This window comes from Pseudomonas sp. NPDC079086, assembly GCF_044542155.1.
GTDB lineage: Bacteria > Pseudomonadota > Gammaproteobacteria > Pseudomonadales > Pseudomonadaceae > Aquipseudomonas.
Genome location: NZ_JBITTY010000001.1, coordinates 1,522,376 through 1,546,129, shown reverse-complemented (window position 1 = coordinate 1,546,129; position 23,754 = coordinate 1,522,376). Strand labels below are relative to the sequence as shown.

General features: G+C 57.5%; 23 protein-coding genes and 3 tRNA genes. 12 read left to right on the top strand and 14 right to left on the bottom strand.

Features of this window, described 5'->3' with window-relative positions; translation table 11 throughout:
• Positions 1–60 precede the first annotated feature (60 nt).
• Positions 61–2,376: a DUF1631 domain-containing protein gene (locus tag ACIGEK_RS07205; RefSeq protein WP_397492628.1), complete on the bottom strand. Its 2,316-nt coding sequence runs from the start codon at positions 2,374–2,376 to the stop codon at positions 61–63.
• A gap of 365 nt (positions 2,377–2,741) precedes the next feature.
• Here ACIGEK_RS07205 and nadC point away from each other — a divergent pair, with 365 nt between their 5' ends.
• Positions 2,742–3,590 carry a carboxylating nicotinate-nucleotide diphosphorylase gene (gene nadC, locus ACIGEK_RS07200; protein WP_397492627.1) on the top strand — a complete coding sequence of 283 codons (849 nt, stop codon included), beginning with the start codon at positions 2,742–2,744 and terminating at the stop codon, positions 3,588–3,590.
• Positions 3,591–3,659: 69 nt separating this feature from the next.
• On the opposite strand, the gene ACIGEK_RS07195 is transcribed toward nadC, so the two are convergent.
• The 6 genes from ACIGEK_RS07195 to ACIGEK_RS07170 form a co-directional block, all read right to left on the bottom strand.
• Positions 3,660–4,709, bottom strand: coding sequence for an acyltransferase family protein (locus ACIGEK_RS07195; protein ID WP_397492626.1), 1,050 nt, complete (start codon positions 4,707–4,709; stop codon positions 3,660–3,662).
• Positions 4,710–4,711: 2 nt separating this feature from the next.
• The gene (locus ACIGEK_RS07190) at positions 4,712–5,593 is read right to left on the bottom strand and encodes an ABC transporter ATP-binding protein (RefSeq protein ID WP_397492625.1); all 882 of its coding nucleotides are present in this window, start codon (positions 5,591–5,593) and stop codon (positions 4,712–4,714) included.
• Positions 5,590–6,405: a hypothetical protein gene (locus ACIGEK_RS07185; RefSeq protein WP_397492624.1), complete on the bottom strand. Its 816-nt coding sequence runs from the start codon at positions 6,403–6,405 to the stop codon at positions 5,590–5,592. The genes ACIGEK_RS07190 and ACIGEK_RS07185 overlap by 4 nt, the downstream gene beginning before the upstream one ends.
• Before the next feature lie 17 nt (positions 6,406–6,422).
• Positions 6,423–7,223: an ABC transporter permease gene (locus ACIGEK_RS07180; RefSeq protein WP_397492623.1), complete on the bottom strand. Its 801-nt coding sequence runs from the start codon at positions 7,221–7,223 to the stop codon at positions 6,423–6,425.
• A 69-nt stretch (positions 7,224–7,292) separates the two neighbouring features.
• Entirely contained in the window at positions 7,293–7,721 is a 429-nt protein-coding gene (locus ACIGEK_RS07175) for a hypothetical protein (protein WP_397492622.1), read from the bottom strand.
• Between the two features lie 18 nt (positions 7,722–7,739).
• Positions 7,740–7,925 (bottom strand): type IV pilin protein, encoded by a 186-nt coding sequence (locus ACIGEK_RS07170; RefSeq protein ID WP_397492621.1) that lies wholly within the window; start codon positions 7,923–7,925, stop codon positions 7,740–7,742.
• Positions 7,926–8,164: 239 nt separating this feature from the next.
• On the opposite strand from ACIGEK_RS07170, the gene pilB reads away from it, so the two are divergent.
• The 5 genes from pilB (at position 8,165) to yacG (ending at position 13,003) form a co-directional block, all read left to right on the top strand.
• Positions 8,165–9,871 (top strand): type IV-A pilus assembly ATPase PilB, encoded by a 1,707-nt coding sequence (gene pilB / locus ACIGEK_RS07165; RefSeq protein WP_397492620.1) that lies wholly within the window; start codon positions 8,165–8,167, stop codon positions 9,869–9,871.
• Between the two features lie 3 nt (positions 9,872–9,874).
• A complete protein-coding gene (locus ACIGEK_RS07160) occupies positions 9,875–11,098 on the top strand; it encodes a type II secretion system F family protein (RefSeq protein ID WP_397492619.1) in 1,224 nt (407 codons plus the stop codon).
• The gene (locus tag ACIGEK_RS07155) at positions 11,098–11,967 is read left to right on the top strand and encodes a prepilin peptidase (protein ID WP_397492618.1); all 870 of its coding nucleotides are present in this window, start codon (positions 11,098–11,100) and stop codon (positions 11,965–11,967) included. Before ACIGEK_RS07160 ends, ACIGEK_RS07155 begins: the two co-directional genes overlap by 1 nt.
• Positions 11,968–12,191: 224 nt before the next feature.
• A complete protein-coding gene (coaE, locus tag ACIGEK_RS07150; RefSeq protein ID WP_397492617.1) occupies positions 12,192–12,806 on the top strand; it encodes a dephospho-CoA kinase in 615 nt (204 codons plus the stop codon).
• Complete coding sequence (gene yacG, locus ACIGEK_RS07145) at positions 12,803–13,003, top strand: DNA gyrase inhibitor YacG (protein ID WP_090249319.1); 201 nt, start codon at positions 12,803–12,805, stop codon at positions 13,001–13,003. The genes coaE and yacG overlap by 4 nt, the downstream gene beginning before the upstream one ends.
• Before the next feature lie 3 nt (positions 13,004–13,006).
• Here yacG and ACIGEK_RS07140 read toward each other — a convergent pair whose 3' ends face one another.
• Both ACIGEK_RS07140 and ACIGEK_RS07135 read right to left on the bottom strand, forming a co-directional pair.
• Positions 13,007–13,222: a hypothetical protein gene (locus ACIGEK_RS07140; RefSeq protein ID WP_397492616.1), complete on the bottom strand. Its 216-nt coding sequence runs from the start codon at positions 13,220–13,222 to the stop codon at positions 13,007–13,009.
• A gap of 104 nt (positions 13,223–13,326) precedes the next feature.
• Positions 13,327–14,016, bottom strand: coding sequence for an energy-coupling factor ABC transporter permease (locus ACIGEK_RS07135; protein ID WP_397492614.1), 690 nt, complete (start codon positions 14,014–14,016; stop codon positions 13,327–13,329).
• 133 nt (positions 14,017–14,149) lie between these two features.
• Here ACIGEK_RS07135 and ACIGEK_RS07130 point away from each other — a divergent pair, with 133 nt between their 5' ends.
• The 4 genes from ACIGEK_RS07130 (at position 14,150) to ACIGEK_RS07115 (ending at position 16,890) form a co-directional block, all read left to right on the top strand.
• A complete protein-coding gene (locus tag ACIGEK_RS07130) occupies positions 14,150–14,779 on the top strand; it encodes a DUF1780 domain-containing protein (RefSeq protein WP_397492613.1) in 630 nt (209 codons plus the stop codon).
• On the top strand, positions 14,776–15,270 hold the full coding sequence (locus ACIGEK_RS07125) for an MOSC domain-containing protein (RefSeq protein WP_397492612.1): 495 nt from the start codon (positions 14,776–14,778) through the stop codon (positions 15,268–15,270). Before ACIGEK_RS07130 ends, ACIGEK_RS07125 begins: the two co-directional genes overlap by 4 nt.
• Before the next feature lie 81 nt (positions 15,271–15,351).
• Positions 15,352–15,525, top strand: a complete 174-nt coding sequence (locus ACIGEK_RS07120; RefSeq protein WP_397492611.1) for a DUF3094 family protein — start codon at positions 15,352–15,354, stop codon at positions 15,523–15,525.
• 63 nt (positions 15,526–15,588) lie between these two features.
• Positions 15,589–16,890 carry an NAD(P)/FAD-dependent oxidoreductase gene (locus tag ACIGEK_RS07115; protein ID WP_397492610.1) on the top strand — a complete coding sequence of 434 codons (1,302 nt, stop codon included), beginning with the start codon at positions 15,589–15,591 and terminating at the stop codon, positions 16,888–16,890.
• Positions 16,891–17,056: 166 nt separating this feature from the next.
• Here the strand turns inward: ACIGEK_RS07115 and ACIGEK_RS07110 are convergent.
• From ACIGEK_RS07110 to ACIGEK_RS07100, 3 genes are all read right to left on the bottom strand, one after another.
• Positions 17,057–17,132 (bottom strand) — tRNA-Lys (locus ACIGEK_RS07110).
• 5 nt (positions 17,133–17,137) lie between these two features.
• Positions 17,138–17,214, bottom strand: a tRNA-Pro gene (locus ACIGEK_RS07105).
• A gap of 9 nt (positions 17,215–17,223) precedes the next feature.
• Positions 17,224–17,299: transfer RNA gene (locus ACIGEK_RS07100), tRNA-Asn, on the bottom strand.
• A gap of 212 nt (positions 17,300–17,511) precedes the next feature.
• Here ACIGEK_RS07100 and ACIGEK_RS07095 point away from each other — a divergent pair.
• Both ACIGEK_RS07095 and ACIGEK_RS07090 read left to right on the top strand, forming a co-directional pair.
• Positions 17,512–19,869 carry a DUF1631 domain-containing protein gene (locus tag ACIGEK_RS07095; protein WP_397492609.1) on the top strand — a complete coding sequence of 786 codons (2,358 nt, stop codon included), beginning with the start codon at positions 17,512–17,514 and terminating at the stop codon, positions 19,867–19,869.
• A 9-nt stretch (positions 19,870–19,878) separates the two neighbouring features.
• Positions 19,879–20,214, top strand: coding sequence for a PilZ domain-containing protein (locus tag ACIGEK_RS07090; protein WP_397492608.1), 336 nt, complete (start codon positions 19,879–19,881; stop codon positions 20,212–20,214).
• A gap of 83 nt (positions 20,215–20,297) precedes the next feature.
• Here ACIGEK_RS07090 and clpB read toward each other — a convergent pair whose 3' ends face one another.
• Both clpB and pgeF read right to left on the bottom strand, forming a co-directional pair.
• Positions 20,298–22,862 carry an ATP-dependent chaperone ClpB gene (gene clpB, locus ACIGEK_RS07085; RefSeq protein WP_397492607.1) on the bottom strand — a complete coding sequence of 855 codons (2,565 nt, stop codon included), beginning with the start codon at positions 22,860–22,862 and terminating at the stop codon, positions 20,298–20,300.
• A 163-nt stretch (positions 22,863–23,025) separates the two neighbouring features.
• Complete coding sequence (gene pgeF / locus ACIGEK_RS07080) at positions 23,026–23,751, bottom strand: peptidoglycan editing factor PgeF (RefSeq protein WP_397492606.1); 726 nt, start codon at positions 23,749–23,751, stop codon at positions 23,026–23,028.
• Positions 23,752–23,754: the final 3 nt, after the last annotated feature.

The window sequence follows — 23,754 nt, the reverse complement described above, 5'->3', positions numbered from 1 at the left end:
CAAAAACGCCGCCTGGGCAATACCCCGGCGGCGTTGTGATAACGCATCAAAGCAAGTCGATCATGTACCCTTGAGCTTGCGCAGGTTGCCGATCACCGACTCCAGCGCCCGATCAAACAGTAGCGCGTCATCGAGCAGGCGAATGGCACTGCGGCGGAACTCTACGGCCAGGCCCATACGGGTTTTCTCAAGCACCTTCATACCGGTACGATTGACGAAGATGTACTTGCCGGTTGGCTTGATCACCGCCGCCAACTTGCAACGCAGCTTGTGCTCTTCATCTTCCTGAAACTCGACCCAGCTACCGACCCTCAGGTTATCGACCTGCAGTAGCGACTCATCGTCATCCGGCAGGCTGGCTTCCGGCTCGGCGGCACGCAGTTCGCCAGGCGCCAATAGAATGATTTCTTCGACTACCTCGACCATCGCCGGCTCTTCAACCGCCTCCGCCGCCGGCAGATCCAGCAATGGCAACTCGATACCGGCTTCAGCCAGAGCCGCGCGCTGCTCTTCATCGATTTCAGCAAGCGGTGGTACACCACTCTGTGGATTTTCTTCCGGCAGGCTGCGCTTGAAGCGCTGGAAGGCCTGCACATGCAACGCTTCCAGCTGGCTGAAAAACTCACCGGTGGAGAACGGATCAAACGCAGCACCGGCCATGCCTTCACGCAGCGCCTTGAGCAATCCAGGCACCATCTCAAGCAGACGCATGCGCGCTTCCGGCTCTTCGTGCAGCTCTACACTCCAAACCAGATCATCCATGGTCACCAGCGCCGCCTGCCATTCAGCCGACTCAACGCCGTGCTTTAAACAGGTCAGCATCAATACCTTGCTCCAGGCTTCCTGCAGCAAGCGTACAACCACTTCCGGCAGGGTCTTGCCGAGCAACCGCTCATTCAGCGCCTGCTCGACTTCACGCCGCGCCAATGCAGCCTTGGCACTGCCCTCTTCGGCATCACGGGTACGTTGCTCAAGCAACTCACTGCGCCGACGCTCATCGCCGGTAAAGGCCAGGAACTCTGCCAACAGCTCGGAGAAAATAACCGGGTCATCGACAAAGTCATTGAGCAGGCGTTGCACAACCTGCTCGATCTTCTGATACAGGCTGTCGCGCTGCGCATCGTCCTGCTCCCCCCAACCCAAGGCGGCAGAGGCAATTTCATTGAGCAAGCGGCGAGCCGGATGGCTGCCACGACTGAAGAAGGTCTTGTCGATCACCGCTACTTTCAGCATCGGGATCTGCAGGCGGCCAATCAACGCTTTAAGCGAATCCGGCAAGGTGCGGTCGTCGAGAATAAATTCGAACAGCATCGACACTAGGTTGATGACGTCCTCATCAACCTCACCGACCACCCGCGCCTTGCCGGCTTTGGCACTGGCGCGGGTCAGCAAGCCTTCAAGCTGCTCACGCAGGTCAAAATCATCACTGACCTGCGCCGGAGCGCGCTGCTGCATGTGCGAGAGCAAGCGCATCAGGTCATTGCTGGAGATCGGCATGGCATCAGCCGGGCGATTACGCCGTGGCGCCAGCGTGCCACGAGCCTGGGAAAGCAGCTCCTGCAGCGCGCCGAACACTTCCTGCACGCCCTCATCGGCAAACTCCGCCGACAGCTCAGGTGATGCGTCCTGACGGCCCCCGCCAGCCGGCGCACTGGCGCGCGAAGGATTACGCCGCGCTGGCGCAGATTTAAGCTCCGGCAAAACCCCTGCCGCAATCAATGCCTGATTAGCCTCGGCATACAGTTGGTCGAGGTCACTGAGTACGTACTTCTCAAACAACTTGAGGATGATCAGCTTGACCCGGATCTCGACGCCCAGGTTGCTGCAAGCATCGAGGAAGAATTCGCAAAGACTGGCAGGACCGACTGGGTTGGTCTTGTCATCCAGCTTCTTGCTGACCATGGCGTTGAAGCGCGTAGTCAGGTGACCAAGGGCAGTGGCATCTCGGCTCATGACCTTGGCAACCATCGAATCCAGCGCCACCGACTCTTCTAGCGCGTCGTTTTGCACTAGCGACAGAGTGTCAAACGACACCGCATCCAAGGGCGCAGGCTTGCCGATTTCATATTGATTCAGGGTGGCGAAGGCCTCGAAGACCTTCTGCAAAAAGCCACGCTCAATATTTTTACGCTTCAAGCGCAGATCGCGCATCGCCTCGAAGAACGCATTCTGCTCGGCGTTGCTAGTGGCACGGTCGGCCATCTCGAACAGCGTATCGTCCGCATTGTCGAACAGCGCCTGCAACGCCGTTTTCAGCTGTTGCGCCGCTTTGTCACGCACATTTGTCAGCGCCACAGGCAGTCTTCCTACCGGCGAAGTGGGCGATTGCTCAGGGACCACCTTGCTCAGGTGAACCACATTCGCATCAGTCTTCATTGCGAGTCTCCTGCAGACTGCCCCTCTTGGGCGAACCGATCTGCACAGCGATCAACTGAGCGTCATCCGTAACGTCAAAGGCCTGGCGTCAACAATTCTAAAAAGTAAAGCCATTATAGGGATGCGCGCGCGCATACCAAGCGGACTTTTCCTTCAGACATGACCCGCGTCACAGATGCAGCGCAGCAGCTTCCCAACGGTTACCTGCGCGCGATCAACGCAACGCTTGTAGGCATAGCGGCTGCTCACAGCTAACGAAGAACCTCCATCAGCATAGCCCCACCGCCGCCAGAGAACAGCCGCAAACACTGCGCAAACAGCCATCAATCCCTATAATCGGCGCATTCTGCTGACTGGAGCCCATCATGCCCAACCTTATCCTCGCCGACCTCGCCAACGAAATCGAGGCCAACGTGCGCCGCGCACTGGCAGAGGATATCGGCAGCGGCGACATCACCGCCCAACTAATCCCCGCCGAACGCCTGGCACACGCCACGGTCATCACCCGCGAGTCCGCAGTCATCTGCGGCACCGCGTGGGTCGACGCAGTATTTCGCCAACTCGACCCACGGGTGGCCGTGCACTGGCATGTCCAAGACGGCCAGCGCGCCGAACCCAATCACGTACTGTTTGAACTGGAGGGCCCCGCCCGCGCCCTGCTCAGCGGCGAGCGCAGCGCCCTGAACTTTCTGCAGACGCTCTCCGCCGTAGCCACCCGCTGCCAGCACTATGCCGACCTGGTGCAAGGCACTGCCGTCAAACTGCTCGACACCCGCAAAACCTTACCTGGCCTGCGCCTGGCACAGAAATACGCCGTGACCCAAGGCGGCTGCCACAACCACCGCATCGGCCTGTATGACGCATTCCTTATTAAGGAAAACCATATCGCCGCCTGCGGCGGCATCGCCCAGGCCGTAGCAGCCGCGCACAAGATAGCCCCTGGCAAGCCGGTGGAGGTTGAAGTGGAGAGTTTGGAAGAGCTGCGCCAGGCACTGGATGCATGCGCCGACATCATCATGCTTGATGAGCTAAGCCTGGATGAAATGCGCGAAGCTGTAAGCCTCACCGCAGGCCGCGCAAAACTCGAGGCATCCGGCGGGATAAACGAAAACACCTTGCGAGCGATTGCCGAGACCGGAGTGGATTATGTGTCGATTGGCACACTGACAAAGGATATTAAGGCGGTAGATTTATCGATGCGGCTAGCTTTATAACTCCCGAATTTGCCGCATAAGCCATACCCCTGCTAAAGCGCGCGACTAAAAGAACCTACTCAGAGCAACCTACCGTTTACGCCAGCGACTCAGCGGCATCTCCAGCAGATGCCAACTGAGAACAGCCAAAACCCCAGCTAGAATTATTCCGCCCACCGCAACTGCAGGCCACGAATAGAGGGCTTTGAGGTACTGCATGATCGGGTAATGGAACAGGTAGAGACCGTAAGAAATCTTGCCAACATAAACCAAGGCCGGAGTACTCAACAGTTTGGCCAGCAGCGAGCCCGGCTGTTGCACCACCCAGATAATAGCCAGCGCTGTTAGCAACTCCACAACCGTCAAGCCATACGCCAAACGCCACTGCTGCCCATGTTCCGGCAGCACCAGCAACAATAGAACCCCAAACATGAGTGGCAGCATTAAACGCCCAACACGCCCCATGCCCGGCAACCAAGCGGCTGGCAACCAAGCCACCATAACCCCCAACAATAAACCACTGAGTCGCATATCGAAGCGGAAGTACATTGCTACCTCGTAGCTATTCGACTGAACCCAGTAAAAACGCCATAAGGTAACCAACGACGCCAGCAGCAGAAAAAACAACCAGAGGCGATTGTAATTGCTAATGCGTAATAGGAATAAAAGCAGCACTGGGAACAGCAGATAAAAGCGCTCTTCAATACCCAGCGACCATGCGTGCAACAAGTATTGCGGGCCATCACCGAATACCAGCGCAATATCCGCCAGATAAAGCAACAGCTCGCCCCCATCGCGCAGATGAAAGTAATAGTCCGGCCAGATATGAGGAGCCAACACTGCATAGAGCGCCAGTAACAATAACAACGGCGGCATCAACCGCCATAGGCGACGGCGGTAGAAACGACGCAAGTCGATAGCAGCATGAGCTCTGAACTCAGCCAACAATAGCCGGCCAATCAGATAGCCGCTTAATACGATAAAAATGTCTACACCCAGGTTTGCCCCAGGCAGAAGCGGCACCCCTGCGTGAAACAACATCACCAATGCAATCGCTAAGGCACGCAGACCATCAAGTGCAGGCACGTAATCAAGCCGCGGAGCGACGACAATCTGGATCTCAGCAGCGGGAGCTTGCACGCTTATTTGAGCACCAAGCCTTCGAAAACATTTTCCAGGGTACTTTGCGGCTGAGCATCGATCAGCACCGCACTGCTATCCTGTAAGCGCTGCAGCAACGCGGGCAGATCCGCGCGTGGGCACAACCCTTTCCATATCTGCTGAGCGTCCGGTCGGAAGCCCTCAAGCGCTGCCTCTCCGTGATAACGCACTACCAGCATGCTCTGACTGGCCAACATTTCCGCCATCGACTGCTGAGCGACAATTTCACCCTTATGGATCATCACAAAACGATCCGCCAGACGCTCTACGTCATGCAGGATATGTGTGGAGAAAAACAGAGTGCCACCTTGCTGGCGATACTCCTGCATCAAATCCGCAACCTGCCGACGCCCCACGGGGTCAAGCCCGGACATCGGCTCATCCAGCACCAACAGTTCTGGCTGAATGGCGAACGCGTGAGCCAGCGCAGTGCGCTGAGTCATGCCCTTGGACAGATTGCGAATACGCTTATCCGCCGCATAGGCGATACCCAGCTTATCCAGCCAGAGGGCAGTACGACGCGTGTTCTCCACCCCACGAATGCCGTGCAGACGCAAACCTGCCGACAGGACTTCACGCGGCGTCAGCTGCTCATATAGATAAGGGTTTTCTGGCACATAACCCACACCTGCGCGCGAGCGCGGATCCTCAGCCGCACGCCCCATCAACAAGGCATTGCCCGCATCGGCACGAATAGCGCCGAATAGGATCTTGATCGTCGTACTCTTACCCGCACCGTTCTGGCCGATAAACCCCACAGACTCGCCAGGCGCTACCGTAAAGCTCACATCATCAAGGGCTTTGACTTCCCGCCCCTTTAGCTTGAATCGCTTGATCAAGCCCGCTACTTCAACCAGATTCATTCTTGCTTCCGTATGTCGATATGGTCGGCCACCTGCAACTCGCCGCTGGCGTCCAGCGTATAACCCTTACCCAGCGGGTCTTCAGGGAAAACCTTAAGCCCACCATAGCCAATCAGCTGCTCCCAGGCAGTAGGCAGTTTGCCTTGATGTTGTTGCCGGTAATCCGCCAAGGCCACGCGCAGTGCCAGCAAACCCTCCAGGCGCGCAATACGCGCCTGAAGCAGCAGGCGAAAGTCCTTGTCGGTGCTTTGCGCATACATATTGCGCAATACATCCAACGCCACCGCCGAGTCATTCTGCCGCTCATACCAGGCTGCCGCCATGCTGCGTAGTGCCGGCGCGTTCTTCGCGTCCCGCTGCGCGGCAATCTCCGCCCACTCCCCAGCCGTTAGCATATCCCGCTCAAAATACATGGCATTAAAAGCGTAATAAAAAGCCGGCCACATATCCCAAGTGCGCGCCTGGGCAGCCTTGAGCAGAACCTCCTGACCGGCTTCAACCTGACCGTTCCACGGCAGAATTGCCGCAGCCAGATAATAATTATCCTCATGCAGGGGGTTAAAACGCGCAGCATCCGCCTGCAACTGCCCCTGAATACGGTAGGTCTCGCGCTCTGTTACAGCCGTATCCACCACCACACTGCGAAACACATTAAGATTTGCCGCCAGATACGAGTCACCACCCGAATACAGCAACTGCACCAACAACGGCAGACGCACGCGCAGCACCTCCAGGCGCTGATCCAAGCGTTGATGGTCATGTAAGCGCAGACCGCTATAGGCAAAAACCCCCCAACATAAAACTGCAGCCATTAATGGGCGCCATAGCCTCATGTGAAGTTGCGCCGCTGAAAGACCACCGCCGCCAGTGCCAACAATAACGCGACGTAAGCAGCGGCATTAAGCGCAGCCAGCGCCATAGCAGTGAAGTCCGGTGTCAAGCCGTACAGAGTTAGAGCCCGCCAGTCCAACCGCGACAAATCAGGCAACCATGCATACGCATGCTCCAACACTGGACTGAACAGAGCCTCATGCAAGGGATCAGAACGTGCACTCCGCAAGTGGCTAATGGTCGGTCCAAGACCGCGAGCAGCCAGCGCGAAAGCAAATCCCAGCAGTAATGGCAAATACGGCGTAGTGGAAATACTGGCCAGAAAAATGGCAACTGCGACCACCACCAGCAAGTCAAGCAATATCCCCAGCAGCGCCGCCAAATAGGGCATACCTAAGGCCGGTGGTTGTAATTGCGGATGGTTAGAGCCGAAGAAAAACAACACCATCCATAACGCATATCCCACAAAAAACAGTGCGCCTGCGCTTAAAAAAGCGATGGCAAAAAAACGCGAAAATAAAAACTGACTGCGGGTAATCGGGTAGGCCAGCAAAAAATAAATAGTCTTTCGTTCTATATCCCGTGCCAGCAAGTCTTGCACCCAGAGCAACGCCATTAGTAACAATACAAAACGCAACCCGCTTAGCCCTACATCCAAGGCTACCGTCAAGGGTTGCCTACCGGAAAAGTTGCCGGCCAGGAATGCAACACCCAAAAGTGCCAACGTGATCAGCAGCAGGATGCGAAATCCCTGCCCCCGCACACCAGCCCGCACGCCCAAGGCTGTTAATTCAAGCATCTTCAATTACCCATAAAAAACCCCCCAAATATATGGGGGGCCGTTAAACAAAACACCTATAGCAACGACTTAAGGCTTGCAACCGTTTGGCTCGTTCAGATCCATCTTGCTTCCGTCTATTAAAGACGCAGCTAAGTCAGTTGTACCTTTTTTAACAGGGTCGCCGCACTGACTAACGCTGCCACCAACAGAAGAGCCCGTGAATGCGACATAGCCTTTATTGGAGCCAGCCTCAACACCAAAACGGTTGTTAGCCGCATTATCAAGCGCGCCCGCAACTACGTTGGCAGACAACGTAGACTCAAAGTCGTTTTTGACAAAGCCCTGACGGGAATCAACTGCCAAAATATTGAACTGACGAGCCAGGTTAATATCAGTAGACGTACTACCTACGCTTACATAAGCATCGGCTGTCAACTGAACGTCCGTTGCAGCTGCAAAAGCACCAACAGAGACAAACGCACCTGCGAACAAGGAAGCAGCAATAATTTTTTTCATGATCTCAGTCCCCTTGACTTAGTTGGAATTGGCGATGGCGCCGGTCAGGATGTTGCGCGCATCGGACTGAGCCGACTTGTCATAGCCCTTGGCTTGATAATCCTGAAACTGAGGGATGGCAACAGCAGCGAGAATACCGATGATCGCGATAACGATCATCAGCTCGATCAGGGTAAAACCCTTTTGGCTCTTGTTCGACTTCATGGTGATCTCCTAGAAATGCACAGTTAACGTAGCCTGTTGGCTCGTGCATGAAACACATCAAATAGCGTGCCAACTCCACACCAGCGCAAGCCACGGCACCTTAGACAAAGCCCGCTGACAACCCGCAAGAATTTACGGTAAAAAGCGACGTTTTTTGTCACTCCATTCGCACGCAGTGGCAGGGCCGCCGCTTCTCGTTTATAAGTTGTGGATACTTTACCGCTCTCGATGTGACCTTTATGACTGACGCCCCCGTTCTGACCGGCCTGATTCGCCAGCTGGTACTTGCTGAAATTATCGACGAACCCACCGCCGTCAAAGCCTCACAGCAAGCCCAGCGCAATAACATCCCTTTGGTCACCTACTTGGTACAGAACAAGCTGGCCAATAGCCGGCAAATCGCCGCACAGGCGGCAGAACAGTTTGGCGTACCGCATTTGGACCTCGCCTCACTTGACCGCGAAGCCCAACCTAAAGAGCTGATCAGCGAAAAACTCGCCCGCAAGCACCGCGTCGTGCCCCTATGGAAACGCGGCAACAAGCTATTTATTGGCATCTCGGACCCCACCCAACAACAAGCGATCACCGATATTCAGTTCAGCACGGGCTTGAACACCGAGATGATCATGGTCGAAGACGACCGCCTAGACGCCGCAATCGATCAGTACTTCGACAATGGCAGCAAAGCCATAACCGGCATGGGCGACATCGACCTCGACGAAGGGCTGGAGTTCGAGACTGAAGCGGAAGGCAAGGATGACAATGCCGCAGGAGGCGATGGCGACGACGCCCCCGTGGTTCGCTTTGTCAATAAGATGCTGCTGGATGCCATCAAAAGCGGCTCATCTGACCTGCACTTTGAACCGTATGAGAAAACCTACCGTGTACGCTTTCGTACAGACGGCATCCTCCAGGAAATTGCTCGCCCGCCTATCCAGCTCGCACCACGCATCTCAGCCCGCCTCAAGGTAATGGCAGGCCTGGATATTTCCGAGCGCCGCAAGCCGCAGGATGGGCGGATCAAGATGCGCATTTCAAAAACCAAATCCATCGACTTTCGCGTTAGTACATGCCCAACCCTGTGGGGCGAGAAGATCGTAATGCGGATTCTTGACTCCGCCAGCGCACAAATGGGCATCGACGCACTCGGGTACGAAGAAGCCCAGAAAGAACTCTATATGGCCGCACTCAAGCAACCGCAGGGCATGATCCTGGTAACCGGCCCTACCGGCTCCGGCAAAACCGTATCCCTGTACACAGGCCTGAACATCCTCAATACCGTCGACGTTAATATCTCTACAGCTGAAGACCCGGTTGAGATCAATCTGGAGGGCATCAACCAGGTCAACGTTAACCCCAAGCAAGGCATGGACTTTACCGCTGCACTGAAGTCATTCCTACGCCAAGACCCTGACATCATCATGGTCGGCGAGATTCGCGACCTAGATACCGCCTCGATTGCCGTCAAGGCCGCCCAGACCGGCCACATGGTGATGTCAACATTGCACACCAACAGCGCCGCCGAAACCCTGACCCGCCTGCGCAACATGGGGGTGCCGTCCTTCAACATTGCCACGTCGGTCAACCTGATCATTGCCCAGCGTCTGGCGCGCAAGCTGTGCAGTCATTGTAAGAAGGAAGTACAGGTCCCGCGGGAAACCTTGATAGAGGAAGGCTTCCCGGAAGACCAAATTGGAAAATTCAAGATTTACAGCCCCGTAGGCTGCGACAGTTGCAACGGTGGTTACAAAGGCCGTGTCGGTATTTATGAAGTAGTTAAAAACACGCCTTCACTGCAACGGATTATCATGGAAGAAGGCAACTCGATTGATATCTCTATCCAGATGCGTAAAGACGGCTTTAATGACCTTCGCACCTCAGCCCTGCTGAAGGCCATGCAGGGCGTCACTAGCCTTGAAGAAGTGAACCGCGTCACTAAGGACTAACCCATGGCGACCAAAGCTACGCAGCCCAGCACTTTTCAGTGGGAAGGCAAAGACAAGAAAGGCAATACGCTCAAAGGGGAAGTGAATAGCACCTCGGCTGCATTGGTGAAATCTCAGCTGCGGGCACAAGGCATTGCAGCCAATAAAGTAAAAAAGAAACCAAAATCACTGTTTGGTGGTGCCGGCAAAAAAATCAAGCCGATGGACATCGCGCTATTCACGCGGCAAATGGCCACGATGATGGGTGCTGGCGTACCATTGCTGCAGTCGTTTGACATTATTGGCGAGGGGTTTGAAAACCCCAATATGCGCACACTAATCGGCAACGTGAAGCAAGAAGTGTCCGGAGGCAACAGCCTTGCCAACTCATTGCGCAAATTCCCCGACCACTTTGACGACCTGTATTGCAACTTAGTGGATGCAGGCGAGCAATCCGGCGCTTTGGAAATGCTGCTTGACCGCGTAGCAACCTACAAAGAAAAAACCGAGGCACTCAAGGCTAAAATCAAAAAAGCAATGACTTACCCTATCGCGGTAATTCTTGTCGCCTTGATCGTTACAGCCATTCTTCTCATCAAGGTGGTACCGACATTTCAGGGTGTGTTTGCTGGTTTTGGGGCAGAACTACCGGCGTTCACCATGATGGTAATTAACATGTCTGAGTTTCTCCAGGCATGGTGGTTTCTGATACTCGGCGCATCTTTTGGTGCTGCATTCTTATTAAAAACAGCCCACCGCAAAAGCGAAAAATTCCGTGATGCAACTGACAAACTAAAACTGAAACTACCAATTATCGGCAGTATTCTTTTCAAAGCCACAGTCGCACGCTTTGGCCGCACCCTAGCGACAACCTTCTCGGCCGGCGTACCCCTTGTAGAGGCACTAGACTCCGTAGCCGGTGCAACTGGCAACGTAGTGTTCCGCACAGCGGTAAATAAAATCAAACAAGATGTATCGAGCGGCATGCAACTAAACTTCGCTATGCGCAACACTGGGATTTTCCCTGCGATGGCAGTGCAGATGGCCGCAATTGGCGAGGAGTCTGGCTCCCTTGACGCTATGCTGGACAAGGTTGCCACCTACTATGAGGCTGAAGTCGATAACGCGGTGGATAACCTCACCACACTGCTCGAACCATTAATCATGGCTGTTCTCGGCATTCTGGTTGGCGGTCTGATCATTGCCATGTACCTGCCAATTTTCAGTCTGGGCGGCGTGATAGGTTAATGCTCAACTTATATGTCATAGCCACCAACACCGTTCTTCTTACCGCAGCAGCGCTACTGCTAGGGTTACTAATTGGTAGTTTTCTGAATGTAGTGGTGTATCGACTCCCGGTGATGATGCAACGCGAGTGGCAGGCACAAGCAAAAGAAATTTTGCTTGTGCCTGCCGACACCAGTACACCAGCATTCAATCTTTTGCTGCCCAACTCAAGCTGCCCGCACTGCTCCCATGAAATAAAGCCTTGGGAAAATATTCCGGTTATCAGCTACCTGTTTCTGCGGGGGAAATGCTCAAGCTGTAAAGCCCCGATCAGCATGCGCTACCCGCTGGTTGAGTTGGCTTGCGGCTTGTTATCGGCTTTTATTGCCTGGCACTTCGGTTTTACCTGGCAGGCTGGCGGCATGTTGCTGTTGACCTGGGGCCTGCTGGCTATGAGCCTGATTGATGTTGATCACCAGCTGCTGCCGGACTCGTTAGTGTTACCGCTGCTGTGGCTTGGTTTGATTGCCAATAGCTTTGGTCTGTTTATCAGCTTGGAAGATGCGCTCTGGGGTGCGATTGCCGGTTACTTGAGCCTATGGTCAGTGTACTGGCTGTTTAAGCTGGTAACCGGTAAGGAAGGCATGGGCTATGGCGACTTCAAGCTGCTGGCTATGCTCGGCGCCTGGGGTGGTTGGCAGGTCTTGCCGCTGACGATATTGCTGTCATCTCTGGTGGGCGCGGTACTGGGCTTGATCATGCTGCGCTTGCGTAATGCTGAAACCAGCACGCCGATCCCCTTCGGCCCCTATCTAGCGATTGCCGGCTGGATTGCCTTGCTTTGGGGTGAGCAAATCACCACCTGCTACCTGCAGATTGCCGGGTTTTAATCAAGCCGCCGGCAGCAAATGGCTCACAAGCCGTCGCGGCTAAAGCCCCCTCACACACCTGTTACGCAGCCCGGATTGCACCCGGGCTGCGGTTTTCGTGGCCATACAGCTAGCCTGCAGAATCGCCCATATCTTTCGCAGGCATGGCTAGCTCCTACCGTTCGCCAGCACCCAAGCAGCTGCACTACAATCGCGCCCCTGGATGACCGACACGAGCGCGCACCTTGACGACAAAACCCTGGATTCTCGGCCTTACCGGCGGCATTGGCAGCGGCAAGAGCGCTGTGGCCCAGCACTTTATCGATCTTGGCGTGCATCTGGTCGACGCTGATCATGCGGCACGCTGGGTGGTTGAGCCTGGCAAGCCGGCGCTGACCAAGATAGCCGAGCACTTCGGCAGCGATGTGTTGCAGGCCGACGGCCAGCTTAATCGCGCAGCATTGCGCAGCCTGGTTTTTGCCGACGCCAATGAGCGGCGCTGGCTTGAAGCCCTGCTGCATCCGCTGATCGGCCAGGAAATCATCCAGTACCTGGCGCGTGCAGAATCACCCTATGCAATTCTGGTTTCGCCATTGCTGGTCGAGTCAGGCCAGCACAAGCTAACCCAGCGCATACTGGTGGTGGACGCCCCCGAGCAGCTGCAAGTGCAGCGCACCATGGCTCGCGATCAGAGTTCTAGCGAGCAGGTGCAGGCTATTCTCAAGGCCCAGGCCAACCGTGAAGAACGCCTGCGCCACGCCCACGATGTGCTGCTAAATGACCAAGATCTACCCTGGCTGCAAGCCGAAGTGGAGCGACTCCACACCTTTTACCTGAGCCTACGCGGAGGCCAAACATGAGCACGCCAACCCTAGTCGCCTGCCCTACCTGCAGCGCGCCCGTCGAATGGGGCCCGCAAAGCCCGAGCCGGCCCTTCTGCTCTGAACGCTGCAAGCTGATCGACCTCGGCGCCTGGGCCTCGGAAGAGCACGCAATTGCCGGCAACCCACTTGAAGATGATCTGTTCTCTGGCGAGCTACCACCGCGCGAACACTGATAGTCAGGGCCGCATAAAGCTGTAGTCGCGCTCGTCATCCAGATTGTCAGCGAGAAACTGCAGCTCTGCGGCCAGATCCGCCGCGCTGCGCCCTGCCCGGCTACGCTCGACCACGGCGCTGAGCAATGCCCGCAGCGCCATAGCCGGATCAAAACTCTGCGCCTCGACGTCCTGCAAGCTTTGCTCGATTGCCTGCCTTGCCCACTGATGCACACCCATCTCACGCCCTCCCTATTGATAGGTGAAAGATCGCGCATAGCCGTCCGCGCAGCTTGATCTGGATCAACCCGCGCAACGCAATCGAAACGCTGAAGGACACGCCATCAGCGCGGCAGATCATCATCCTTCCAGGGCACGGCCAGATAGCGCGTGCGGTTGAAGGTTTCCAGCCAATCCGGATAGAACACCACCAGCGCTGTAACTAGCATGCCGTTGATAAAGGCCTCGGGGAAAATCACCAGCCAGAGGTAGCCGATAAAATCCTCCAGCCAGGGCGGCATTGGGAACAGCCCATCTATCCACAGCAGGGTGAAGGCGGCTGCAATACACAGCAATGCCGCCAGTGCTGCGGCGAAGAAGCCACTGCAGAAGATGTAGACGAACAGATTGCGCGGTTGTTTTCTCTCAACCCAAAGCGCGCAGGCCTCGGTCACCCACACGGGAATCACCACCAGCAGCACACCATTGACGCCCAGCGCGGCTAAGTCCTGCCGGCCCAGCGCCAGTAACCCCAGCTGGGCAATCAGCCCCACTAGCATGGCCAACGGCCAATCCAGCAACAGGGTGACCGCCGTCATGCCGATAAAGTGATAGGACAAGCCAGAGTCAAAATCGCGCCGCACCAGCCACAGTACAAAAAGCGCTAGCGCCGTGCCGCCGAGTAAATGCTGGCGGCGAAGATCACTGCACAGCTCTACCCAGGGCGCGCGCCAGACAGCCCAGCACAGCAGTGGTAAATAGATTGCCCAGCCCAGGATCTGACTGGTGGAAGACAGCACGCTTGCGGCAATCATGCAGAACAACTCCGACGCCATAGTGACCGACTTACGCAGTCTACAACTGGCGCCCCAGCAACACATGAAAAGCCTGCAACAAGCATCGCCGATGGGGTACCAATAACCCAACCGCGCAGGCTAAGCTGAGCCCATGGATGACTCAGATTACCTGCGCCTGCTGACGCATCAGGCCGAACAAGCCAATGCCTTTCTCTCCAACGCGCGCAAGTGGGAACGCGAGCGCTGGGTTTGTCAGCGCCTGCTGCAAGCATTAAATGTCAGCCACCGCCTGGATGAGTTCAGCGCCGCCAGCCATGAGCCACCTGACGTACTGTTCCGCGAGGCCAGCTTCGAAGTGTTCTTTGTTCTCGATGAAGGCCGCCGCCTGAATGATGAATGGCGCGCCGAACTGGAGCGGCGACGCAGCGCATTCTCCCTCAGCCAATTGGTGCGCCGCGAAGCCAAACCACGGCGTATTGCCGCGGCCGAGCTGCAACAGCGGCTAACTCCAACTTTGCGCAAGAAAGCCCACAACTATAAAGAGCGCGGTCTCGACCTAGGCGAGCTGGACCTGCTCGCCTACGTCAACCTGAAACGCGCTGTGCCGGACTTCAACAGCCACTTCCCACCGCCGACCGAGTTTCTCCGCCAGGGCTGGCGCTCGCTGTCACTGGTGGGGCCGACCTTTGCCCGCGTACTGTTCGCCCACCCAGACGCACCGGACTTTCTGCGCCACAACCTCGGCCGCTCGGTACTCTTCGATGTAGGCATCAGCCTGTGAGCCCTTTACACGAATTGCTCGCGGCAGTGCCGCAACAAGGCCGCGTGCGCTGGATTGGCGTGCGCCCCGCTTCGCGGGCAGCAATGATCGAACTGAACGCCGTTGAAGCGCGCCGCGAAGCCGGCCTTACCGGCGACCACAGTAGGCCGGGGCCGCGCAATGCCAGGCAAGTCACCCTGATTCAATGGGAACACCTGGCGGTGATCAGCGCATTGATGGGACGCCCTGCCGAGCAACCGATCAGCGCGATTGAGCTGCGGCGCAATATCGCCATCAGTGGCATCAACCTGTTCAGTCTCAAGGGCCGCCGTTTTCGCCTAGGCCAGGCAATTCTGGAAACCACCGGTTGGTGCCAACCCTGCGCCAAGCTGGAAGAACGCCTGGGGCTTGGCACCTTTCAGGCCATGCGCGGCCACGGCGGAATTACCGCGCGCGTGTTACAAGGGGGAATTATTCGCCTTGATGACGCCCTACGCGTTGAGCCTTTGTAAGCCACGCCGCTAAAATGCCCAGCACCTCAGCTGGCAATCGGTTTCAATTAATTGCCAACTCCCCCTTAATGCGAGGCACTCATGTCCAGCCGCCTAAACCCTGATGATCAAAAACGTGTCGAGCAATACCTCAGCGCGCCACAGCATCAGGTCGAGCGCCAGCCGTTCAAGGTTTGGCGGCTGCTGCTGATCATCGTAATGATCACGATTGGCCTGGGCGTGCTGAGCCGTCTTTTGAGTCGACTGGTGCTATGAGCTGCTTGGCGCTCGCCCATAACGACTCGCCACTTTTTCTTAAAAGCCTTGTGAGCGTGTCTGATGACTCATCAAATCGTAATTGTCGGCGGTGGCGCCGGCGGATTGGAGCTTGCTACCCGCCTGGGTAGAACCCTGGGTAAACGCGGCCAAGCCAGAATCACCCTGGTCGACGCCAACCTGACGCATATCTGGAAACCGCTGCTACATGAAGTGGCCGCTGGCTCGCTGAACTCCTCCGGCGACGAACTGAACTACGTGGCGCAAGCCAAGTGGAATCACTTCGAATTCCAGCTAGGCCGGATGTGCGACCTCAATCGCGCGAAAAAACGCATTAGCCTGGCCGCCACCCTGGATGACCAAGGCCAGGTGCTAATGCCTGCGCGCGAGCTGAGCTATGACAGCCTGGTCATCGCCGTGGGCAGCACCACCAATGATTTCGGCACCGATGGTGCAGCAGAGCACTGCCTGTTTCTCGACACCCGCGAGCAGGCCGAACGCTTCCATCACCAACTGCTCAACCATTACCTGCGCGCCCATGCTAGCCAGGGTGAGGCCACCGAGCTGATCAACATCGCCATCGTTGGTGCCGGCGCCACAGGCGTGGAACTGGCCGCCGAATTGCACCACGCCGCACGTGAACTGGCGGCCTACGGCCTGGATCGAATCAGCCCGGAAAATATGCGCATCACCCTGATCGAAGCCGGCCCAAGGGTATTGCCAGCCCTGCCTGAGCGCATCAGCCAGCCGGTACACAAAACCCTGGAGAAGCTCGGCGTAACCGTCCTCACCGGCGCCGCCGTCAGCCAGGTCACGCGCGAGGCACTGCATACCGCGCAAGGCCAACTTATCCCAGCCACCCTCAAAGTCTGGGCAGCAGGGATTCGCGCACCTGATTTCCTCAAGGAGCTGGATGGCCTGGAAAGTAATCGCATCAACCAGCTGCAGGTACGCCTGACACTCCAGACAACCCTGGACGACAACATCTTTGCCTTTGGCGACTGCGCCGCTTGCCCACAACCCGGCAGCGAAGGACGCAACGTACCGCCACGCGCACAAGCGGCACATCAACAAGCCTCACTACTGGCCAAATCGCTAAAGCTGCGCATCGAAGGCAAGACGCTGCCGGAATACCGCTACCGCGATTACGGCTCACTGATCTCGCTGTCGACCTTCTCGGCAGTCGGCAACCTGATGGGCAACCTGACCGGCAGCGTCATGCTCGAAGGCTGGCTAGCCCGAATGTTCTACGTATCGCTCTACCGCATGCACCAGATCGCCCTGTACGGCGCGACCCGTACACTGCTGATGATGCTTGGCGACCGCATCGGCCGCAGCACCGAGCCGCGCCTCAAACTGCACTGATTCGACTCGAAATAACCGCACTAGGCGGGCCATGGCCGCGAAACGATGAGCGCGGCCATGGCCCGCTCTTTCATTTATGTAAGCGCCTAAAAGGCCTCCGCCATAAATCGCAGGCAATAAAAAACCCGCACTAGGCGGGTTTTTTATCATTCAAGCACGCTTGAAATGGTGGGTCGTGTGGGATTCGAACCTACGACCAATTGGTTAAAAGCCAACTGCTCTACCAACTGAGCTAACGACCCAAAAATGGTCGGGGTAGGGGGATTCGAACTCCCGACATCCTGCTCCCAAAGCAGGCGCGCTACCGGACTGCGCTATACCCCGATGAAAGATTGGCTCCGCGACCAGGACTCGAACCTGGGACCCAATGATTAACAGTCATTTGCTCTACCGACTGAGCTATCGCGGAACTACTTGCTTCCTTTCTCAGAAACCGGAGCCGGTTGTTAAATCGTTTCCCGTGTCTGAGGCGCGCCATTTTACGTTTCCGCGCGCGCCTGTCAACCCCTTAAATTGCTTTTAGTACAATGATTTGCAGCTGCGTGAGCGGCTGCTATATCTTCCCTATGTCTGTATTCATTGCAGGACGCACCAGCCGTAAGGCTCCAGCCAGGAAAGTCCATGAGTAACCAGGGCATACCACCAAATCCACCCGGCTCAACGCAGACCCTTGCCAGCCGGGGTATCCAGCCGCGCTTCGGCGATCTGGTGCAAAGTTGTCGAAAACTGGTGATGAACCGCCTGGCCGAACACCTGACCGGCGTCTTCGCCCAGGTCGACGACACGCTATTTGAGTGCGCCGAAAAAGCCGAGAACAATCAGGTGCAAACCCTGTTCTTCGACAACATGCGTGAGATCCGCCGGCAGCGCCCCCAGATAGAACGCAGCTACCACCAGCAGATTGCGCAGAACTTCTCCGATTTCCTCGACGGCAAGCTCAAGCCACCTCCCAGCGCCAGCGAACTGGACGCCGAGCACATGGCCTTGGTGCAGAACGAAGATTATGAAGAAAGCCTGCAAGTCACCAATATGGTCAGCCGGGTCAAAGCACGTTGCGCGCAACCGCTGTTTGCCCTGGAGCAACGCCTCGCGCTGCTGAACAACGGTCAGAAGCTAGGCGAGGACATCAATCCCTTCGGTCCGCAGATGATTGCCCAGGCCTTTCGCGACGCCCTGACGCCCTGCCCGTTTCCGCTGCGTATAAAGGTCATCCTTTACACGTTGTTTGATACTCACGTCATGCAGAGCCTGGACAGCATCTATGCCGCGCTGAATCAGCGCCTGATTGATGCCGGCGTGCTGCCTAATCTGAAGTACACCGCGCAACGCAACAACCCGCCGGCACGCCCCAAGACAACAACTGCCGCACCAACCGAACAAACGACTGAGAGCAGCACCAATAGCAGCCAAAACGCGGGCGCTGCAACCGTTACGCAGCCGCATGGGCAACCCTATAACGCTGCTAGCACAGACCTCAGCGGCCCGCCGCCGAGTGACCCGCAGGAGTTACTCGGCAGCCTGGCGACCTTATTAGGCGAACACCGCCAGCGCGACATTGACGCCCCTCTGCTTGGCGGCACCCGCAGTATTGCCAGCTTCACCCCGCGCGAGGCGACCAGCACCTACAGCGCCTCGGCCCTGCTGGATGCGCTCAACCGTATGCAACAGCAATCGGCCAACGACCTGTCGCAACGCCTGAGTCGCCCGCAGCAGGTAGAAGGCCTCAAGGCGGATCTGCAACAACAGCTGGAAGCTCACAGCGAGCTGCCTGGCCAGCAGAAGGTTTCCGACCAAGAAGCTGACGTGATCGACCTAGTCGGTATGCTGTTCGACTTTATCCTCGACGACGACAACCTGCCCGACAACTGCAAGACCACCCTGTCCCACCTACACACGCCTTATCTCAAAGTGGCGCTGCAGGACAAAGCCCTGTTCACCCAGCACCACCACCCGGCCCGCCGCCTGCTCAATGCCATGGCCCAGGCCGGCGTGCTGTATGGCGGAGAAGGCGATGAACGCGGCCTGCTGGCGAAAATGCAGTGGGTGGTCGAACGCGTCATCCATGACTTCTTCGGCGACCTGCAACTATTTGAAGGCCTTCTGGAGGAGTTCAATGAATTTGTTGCCACTCTCAGGCACAAGGTCGAACTGCGCGAGCGTCGCGCGGTGGAAGCAGCCAAGGGTCGCGACAAACTACTCGGCGCACGCCAGCACGCGGTCGAAGTGATCGCCAACAGCCTGAGCAATCGCCAGCCGCCGACCATCATTCGCAACTTCCTCGAGCTGACCTGGGCCGACGTGCTGGTGTTCGTGCTGCTGCGCAATGGCGAACAGAGCCCGGAATGGCAGCGTGCCTGTGAAGCGGCCGAGCAACTGGCCTGGAGCGGCACCCTGCTCGACGAAGCGGGCCGTGACCGCCTGCAGAAACTGCGCGTACCGCTGCTCGAAGACCTGCGTAAAGGCCTGGAACTGCTCGGCGGTTACCACGAGGACGGCATCCGCCGCTTGCTGCAAGACCTGGTGGCCTGTCAGCACGCCGTACAGGCCAAACAACCGCAGGTAGCTGCCCTGCTCAAGCCAACCCTGCCAGAGAGCCCGCTGGGCGCCATGCTTGGCGAAGACGCGGCGCTGGCCACTCTAGCGCCGCGCGAATCAACACTCTCGACCCGCGCGCAGGCGCTGGCCAAGGAGCTTGGGCATATCGAGTTCGGCACCTGGTTCGAATTCGTCAATGGCGAGCAGGTGCGCACACTCAAACTGTCCTGGTTCAGCCCAACGACCCGTAACTACATGTTTGTCGACCAGAGCGGCCAGCGCGTGGCAATCAAGCCACTCACCCAGTTGGCCACCGAAATGGAACAAGGGCTGGCGCGCATCGTCACCCCTGAACGAGGTGCACCGTTGGTGGACCGCGCCCTTACCGCCATTTACCGCGTGCTCCAGCGTTTTACCGGGCGCACGGCTGAGACCCCAGAATAAGGAACTCCTATGGATGACGAACGTCGCCTGCACAGCCGGCATAACGCCGACGTGCAGCTGGAAGTCTTCGACTTACACACCGGGCAACGCCTGGGCCGTGTGGTCGACCTGTCCGCCGATGGTTTTATGCTGTTCAGCGACACGCCGCTTACCGCCGACGAACTGGTGGAGTGCCGCCTGGTCAGCGAACAAGAGATTGAAGGGGTGTGTGAAGTTACACTGGGGGCCGACTGCCTGTGGAGCCGCCCCGGCGCCGACGGCCAGCACTGCTGGGCCGGCTTCCACATCATTGATTTGGCTGAGGATCAGGCCGCCGCGCTGGAAATCCTGCTCAAACACCTGTAATCCGCACCTATAAAAACACCCCGGTCAGCGCGAACTGAACCGGGGTGTTCTTTATTGTGCAGCCCTATTGTGGCCGGCGGCGCTTAGCCAAAAACAATTTCATCGCCCTCAACCCTGCCTGTCACGCTGCTGCCTGGGGCGAACTTGCCAGCCAGGATCAGCTGCGCCAAGGGGTTCTCGATCCAGCGCTGCACCGCACGCTTGAGTGGGCGCGCACCGTATACCGGGTCGTAACCGACGGCGATCAACTTGTCCAAAGCCTCATCGGACAACTCCAAACTCAGCTCACGCTCAGCCAGACGCTGACGCAAACGACTCAGCTGAATTTGCGCGATACCGGCAATCTGGTCACGAGCCAGCGGCTCGAAGATCACCACCTCATCGATACGGTTGATAAATTCAGGACGGAAGTGGGTGCCCACCGCATCCATCACCGCTGCCCGCTGCGCCTCGCGATCACCGACCAGCTCCTGAATCTGCGTAGAGCCGAGGTTGGAGGTCATCACAATCACGGTGTTCTTAAAGTCCACGGTGCGGCCATGGCTGTCAGTCAGGCGACCGTCTTCCAGCACCTGCAACAGCACGTTGAACACATCCGGGTGCGCCTTCTCCACCTCATCCAGCAGGATCACCGAATAGGGTTTGCGGCGCACGGCCTCGGTTAGATAGCCACCTTCCTCGTAACCGACATAGCCCGGTGGCGCACCGATCAACCGCGCCACGGAATGTTTCTCCATAAACTCGGACATATCGATACGCACCAGCGCCTCTTCGGTATCGAAGAGGAATTCGGCCAAGGCCTTGCACAGCTCGGTTTTACCGACCCCAGTTGGACCGAGAAAGAGGAACGAGCCGCTCGGCCGATTTGGATCAGACAGCCCGGCACGGGAGCGCCGCACCGCGTTGGCCACCGCCACCACCGCCTCGTTCTGGCCGATCACCCGCTGATGCAGCAGACCTTCCATCTTCAGCAGCTTGTCGCGCTCGCCTTCGAGCATTTTGCTCACCGGGATACCGGTCCACTTCGACACTACCTCAGCGATTTCTTCCTCGGTGACCTTGCTGCGCAGCAACTGGTTCTCGCTCTTGCCGTGCTGATCGACCATCTGCAGGCTGCGCTCCAGGTCCGGAATAATCCCGTACTGCAGCTCGGCCATGCGATTTAGGTCACCCTTGCGCCGTGCCGCCTCAAGCTCCTGCCGGGCCTGCTCGATCTTCTGCTGAATCTGCGCAGAGCCTTGTACCTCGGCTTTTTCCGACTTCCAGATTTCCTCCAGATCGGCGTATTCACGCTCCAGCCGCGCAATGTCTTCATTGAGTTTGGCCAGGCGTTTGATCGCCGCTTCGTCGTCTTCTTTCTTCAGCGCCTGAGCTTCAACCTTGAGTTGAATCAACCGACGCTCAAGACGGTCGAGCACCTCAGGCTTGGAATCGATCTCCATACGAATGCGACTGGCCGCTTCGTCGATCAGGTCGATGGCCTTGTCCGGCAGCTGGCGGTCGGTGATATAGCGATGCGACAGCTTGGCTGCCGCGATGATTGCACCATCGTTAATGGCCACCTTGTGGTGCACTTCGTAGCGCTCTTTAAGGCCGCGCAGAATCGCAATGGTGTCTTCTTCGCTCGGCTCATCGACCAATACTTTCTGGAAGCGACGTTCCAGCGCCGCGTCCTTCTCGATGTACTGGCGATACTCATTGAGCGTGGTCGCGCCGACGCAGTGCAGTTCTCCGCGCGCCAAGGACGGTTTGAGCATATTGCCGGCGTCCATCGAGCCTTCACCCTTGCCGGCGCCGACCATGGTGTGCAGCTCGTCAATAAACAGGATGATCCGCCCTTCCTGCTTGCTCAGCTCATTGAGCACAGCCTTCAGGCGCTCCTCGAACTCGCCGCGGAACTTGGCACCAGCGATCAGCGCGCCCATGTCCAGTGACAGCAGGCGCTTGTCCTTCAAGCCATCCGGCACCTCGCCGTTAACGATGCGCTGGGCCAGGCCTTCGGCAATCGCCGTCTTGCCCACACCTGGCTCGCCGATCAGCACTGGGTTGTTTTTGGTACGGCGCTGCAACACCTGAATGGTGCGGCGAATTTCATCATCACGCCCGATCACCGGGTCGAGCTTGCCTTCTTCGGCGCGCTTGGTCAGGTCGACAGTGTATTTATCCAAGGCCTGGCGGTTTTCCTCGACGTTCGGGTCATTTACCGCATCGCCACCACGCAAGTTGGTCACGGCGTTTTCCAGCGCTTTGCGGCTGACGCCCTGGCCGAGCAGCAGCTTGCCCAGCTTGGTGTTCTCATCCATTGCGGCGAGCAGCACCAGTTCACTGGAGATAAATTGGTCGCCCTTTTGCTGCGACAGACGGTCAGCCTGATTGAGCAATCGCGCCAGATCCTGTGAAAGATTGACGTCGCCGGAGGGATTCTGGATTTTGCCCAACTGATCCAGCTCCTTGCCCAGAGCCAGGCGCAGGCTGTTTACATCAAAACCGACCTGCATCAGCAGCGGCTTGATCGAGCCGCCCTGCTGTTCAAGCAATGCTTGCATCAAGTGCAGCGGCTCGATGGCCGCATGGTCAAGGCCAACGGCCAGGGACTGCGCATCGGAGAGCGCGAGTTGCAACTTGCTGGTTAAACGATCAATACGCATAAACAATCATCCCTCGTGGTGATGGCAGGCCGGCGCACTGAATCGCGCCCAAACAGAAAGCCTGCGGATGAAGAGTAGATGAGGCCGATTGTGCGTGTTTCAAGCCGAGCGGCGTTGACCTGGGTCATTTACCGCAACAGTGCCGCAGAGGCGGCAGCGAGGATCAGTTGCCCAGCCAGATTAGGCTGGCAAAGCGCCCGGTTTGCGCCGAGCGGCGGTAGGAGAAGAATCGTGGGTCGTTGAAGGTGCAAAAATCCCCGCCGTACACCGCGTCGACGCCACGCGCGGCCAGGCGAATGCGCGCCAGCTGATAGATATCGGCCATAAATTTGCCCGGATTGACGCTGGGCTGGAATGCCATTGCCGCTTGCCCATGCTGGGCGACAAAAGCTTCACGCACCTCCGCGCCAACCTCGAAGGCCTGCGGCCCAATGGCCGGCCCCAGCCAGACTAATACCTGGTCCGCCGGCACTGCCAGTTGATCCAGAGTGGCTTCCAGCACCCCAGCTGCCAGCCCGCGCCAGCCGGCATGGGCCGCAGCAACACGGGTGCCGGCACGGTCACAGAACAGCGCGGGCAGACAATCGGCGGTCATCACTGTACAGGCGACACCTGGCTTGCTGGTCCAACTGGCGTCGGCCTCCCACACCAGAGCAGGGTCAGCCTCAACAACCGCAACGCCATGCACCTGCTGCAACCAAGCGGGCTTGCAGCCGAGCAGGCTGACCAAGCGTTGACGATTTTTCAGCACAGCCTGCGAGTCATCACCGACATGCTCGCCCAGGTTGCAGCTGTCGAACGGGGCAACGCTCACACCACCACTACGGGTAGTGACGCTGGTCTTTACTCTTGCCGGTGCGGGCCATTGCGGCGCTAGCCAGTCGTGCATCCT

Coding starts and splice junctions, on each gene's coding strand:
- ACIGEK_RS07205 (WP_397492628.1), bottom strand. CDS start 2,376: ATGAAGACTGATGCGAATGTGGTTCACCTGAGCAAGGTGGTCCCTGAG.
- nadC (WP_397492627.1), top strand. CDS start 2,742: ATGCCCAACCTTATCCTCGCCGACCTCGCCAACGAAATCGAGGCCAAC.
- ACIGEK_RS07190 (WP_397492625.1), bottom strand. CDS start 5,593: ATGAATCTGGTTGAAGTAGCGGGCTTGATCAAGCGATTCAAGCTAAAG.
- ACIGEK_RS07185 (WP_397492624.1), bottom strand. CDS start 6,405: ATGGCTGCAGTTTTATGTTGGGGGGTTTTTGCCTATAGCGGTCTGCGC.
- ACIGEK_RS07180 (WP_397492623.1), bottom strand. CDS start 7,223: ATGCTTGAATTAACAGCCTTGGGCGTGCGGGCTGGTGTGCGGGGGCAG.
- ACIGEK_RS07175 (WP_397492622.1), bottom strand. CDS start 7,721: ATGAAAAAAATTATTGCTGCTTCCTTGTTCGCAGGTGCGTTTGTCTCT.
- ACIGEK_RS07170 (WP_397492621.1), bottom strand. CDS start 7,925: ATGAAGTCGAACAAGAGCCAAAAGGGTTTTACCCTGATCGAGCTGATG.
- pilB (WP_397492620.1), top strand. CDS start 8,165: ATGACTGACGCCCCCGTTCTGACCGGCCTGATTCGCCAGCTGGTACTT.
- ACIGEK_RS07160 (WP_397492619.1), top strand. CDS start 9,875: ATGGCGACCAAAGCTACGCAGCCCAGCACTTTTCAGTGGGAAGGCAAA.
- ACIGEK_RS07155 (WP_397492618.1), top strand. CDS start 11,098: ATGCTCAACTTATATGTCATAGCCACCAACACCGTTCTTCTTACCGCA.
- yacG (WP_090249319.1), top strand. CDS start 12,803: ATGAGCACGCCAACCCTAGTCGCCTGCCCTACCTGCAGCGCGCCCGTC.
- ACIGEK_RS07140 (WP_397492616.1), bottom strand. CDS start 13,222: ATGGGTGTGCATCAGTGGGCAAGGCAGGCAATCGAGCAAAGCTTGCAG.
- ACIGEK_RS07135 (WP_397492614.1), bottom strand. CDS start 14,016: ATGATTGCCGCAAGCGTGCTGTCTTCCACCAGTCAGATCCTGGGCTGG.
- ACIGEK_RS07130 (WP_397492613.1), top strand. CDS start 14,150: ATGGATGACTCAGATTACCTGCGCCTGCTGACGCATCAGGCCGAACAA.
- ACIGEK_RS07120 (WP_397492611.1), top strand. CDS start 15,352: ATGTCCAGCCGCCTAAACCCTGATGATCAAAAACGTGTCGAGCAATAC.
- ACIGEK_RS07115 (WP_397492610.1), top strand. CDS start 15,589: ATGACTCATCAAATCGTAATTGTCGGCGGTGGCGCCGGCGGATTGGAG.
- ACIGEK_RS07095 (WP_397492609.1), top strand. CDS start 17,512: ATGAGTAACCAGGGCATACCACCAAATCCACCCGGCTCAACGCAGACC.
- ACIGEK_RS07090 (WP_397492608.1), top strand. CDS start 19,879: ATGGATGACGAACGTCGCCTGCACAGCCGGCATAACGCCGACGTGCAG.
- clpB (WP_397492607.1), bottom strand. CDS start 22,862: ATGCGTATTGATCGTTTAACCAGCAAGTTGCAACTCGCGCTCTCCGAT.
- pgeF (WP_397492606.1), bottom strand. CDS start 23,751: ATGCACGACTGGCTAGCGCCGCAATGGCCCGCACCGGCAAGAGTAAAG.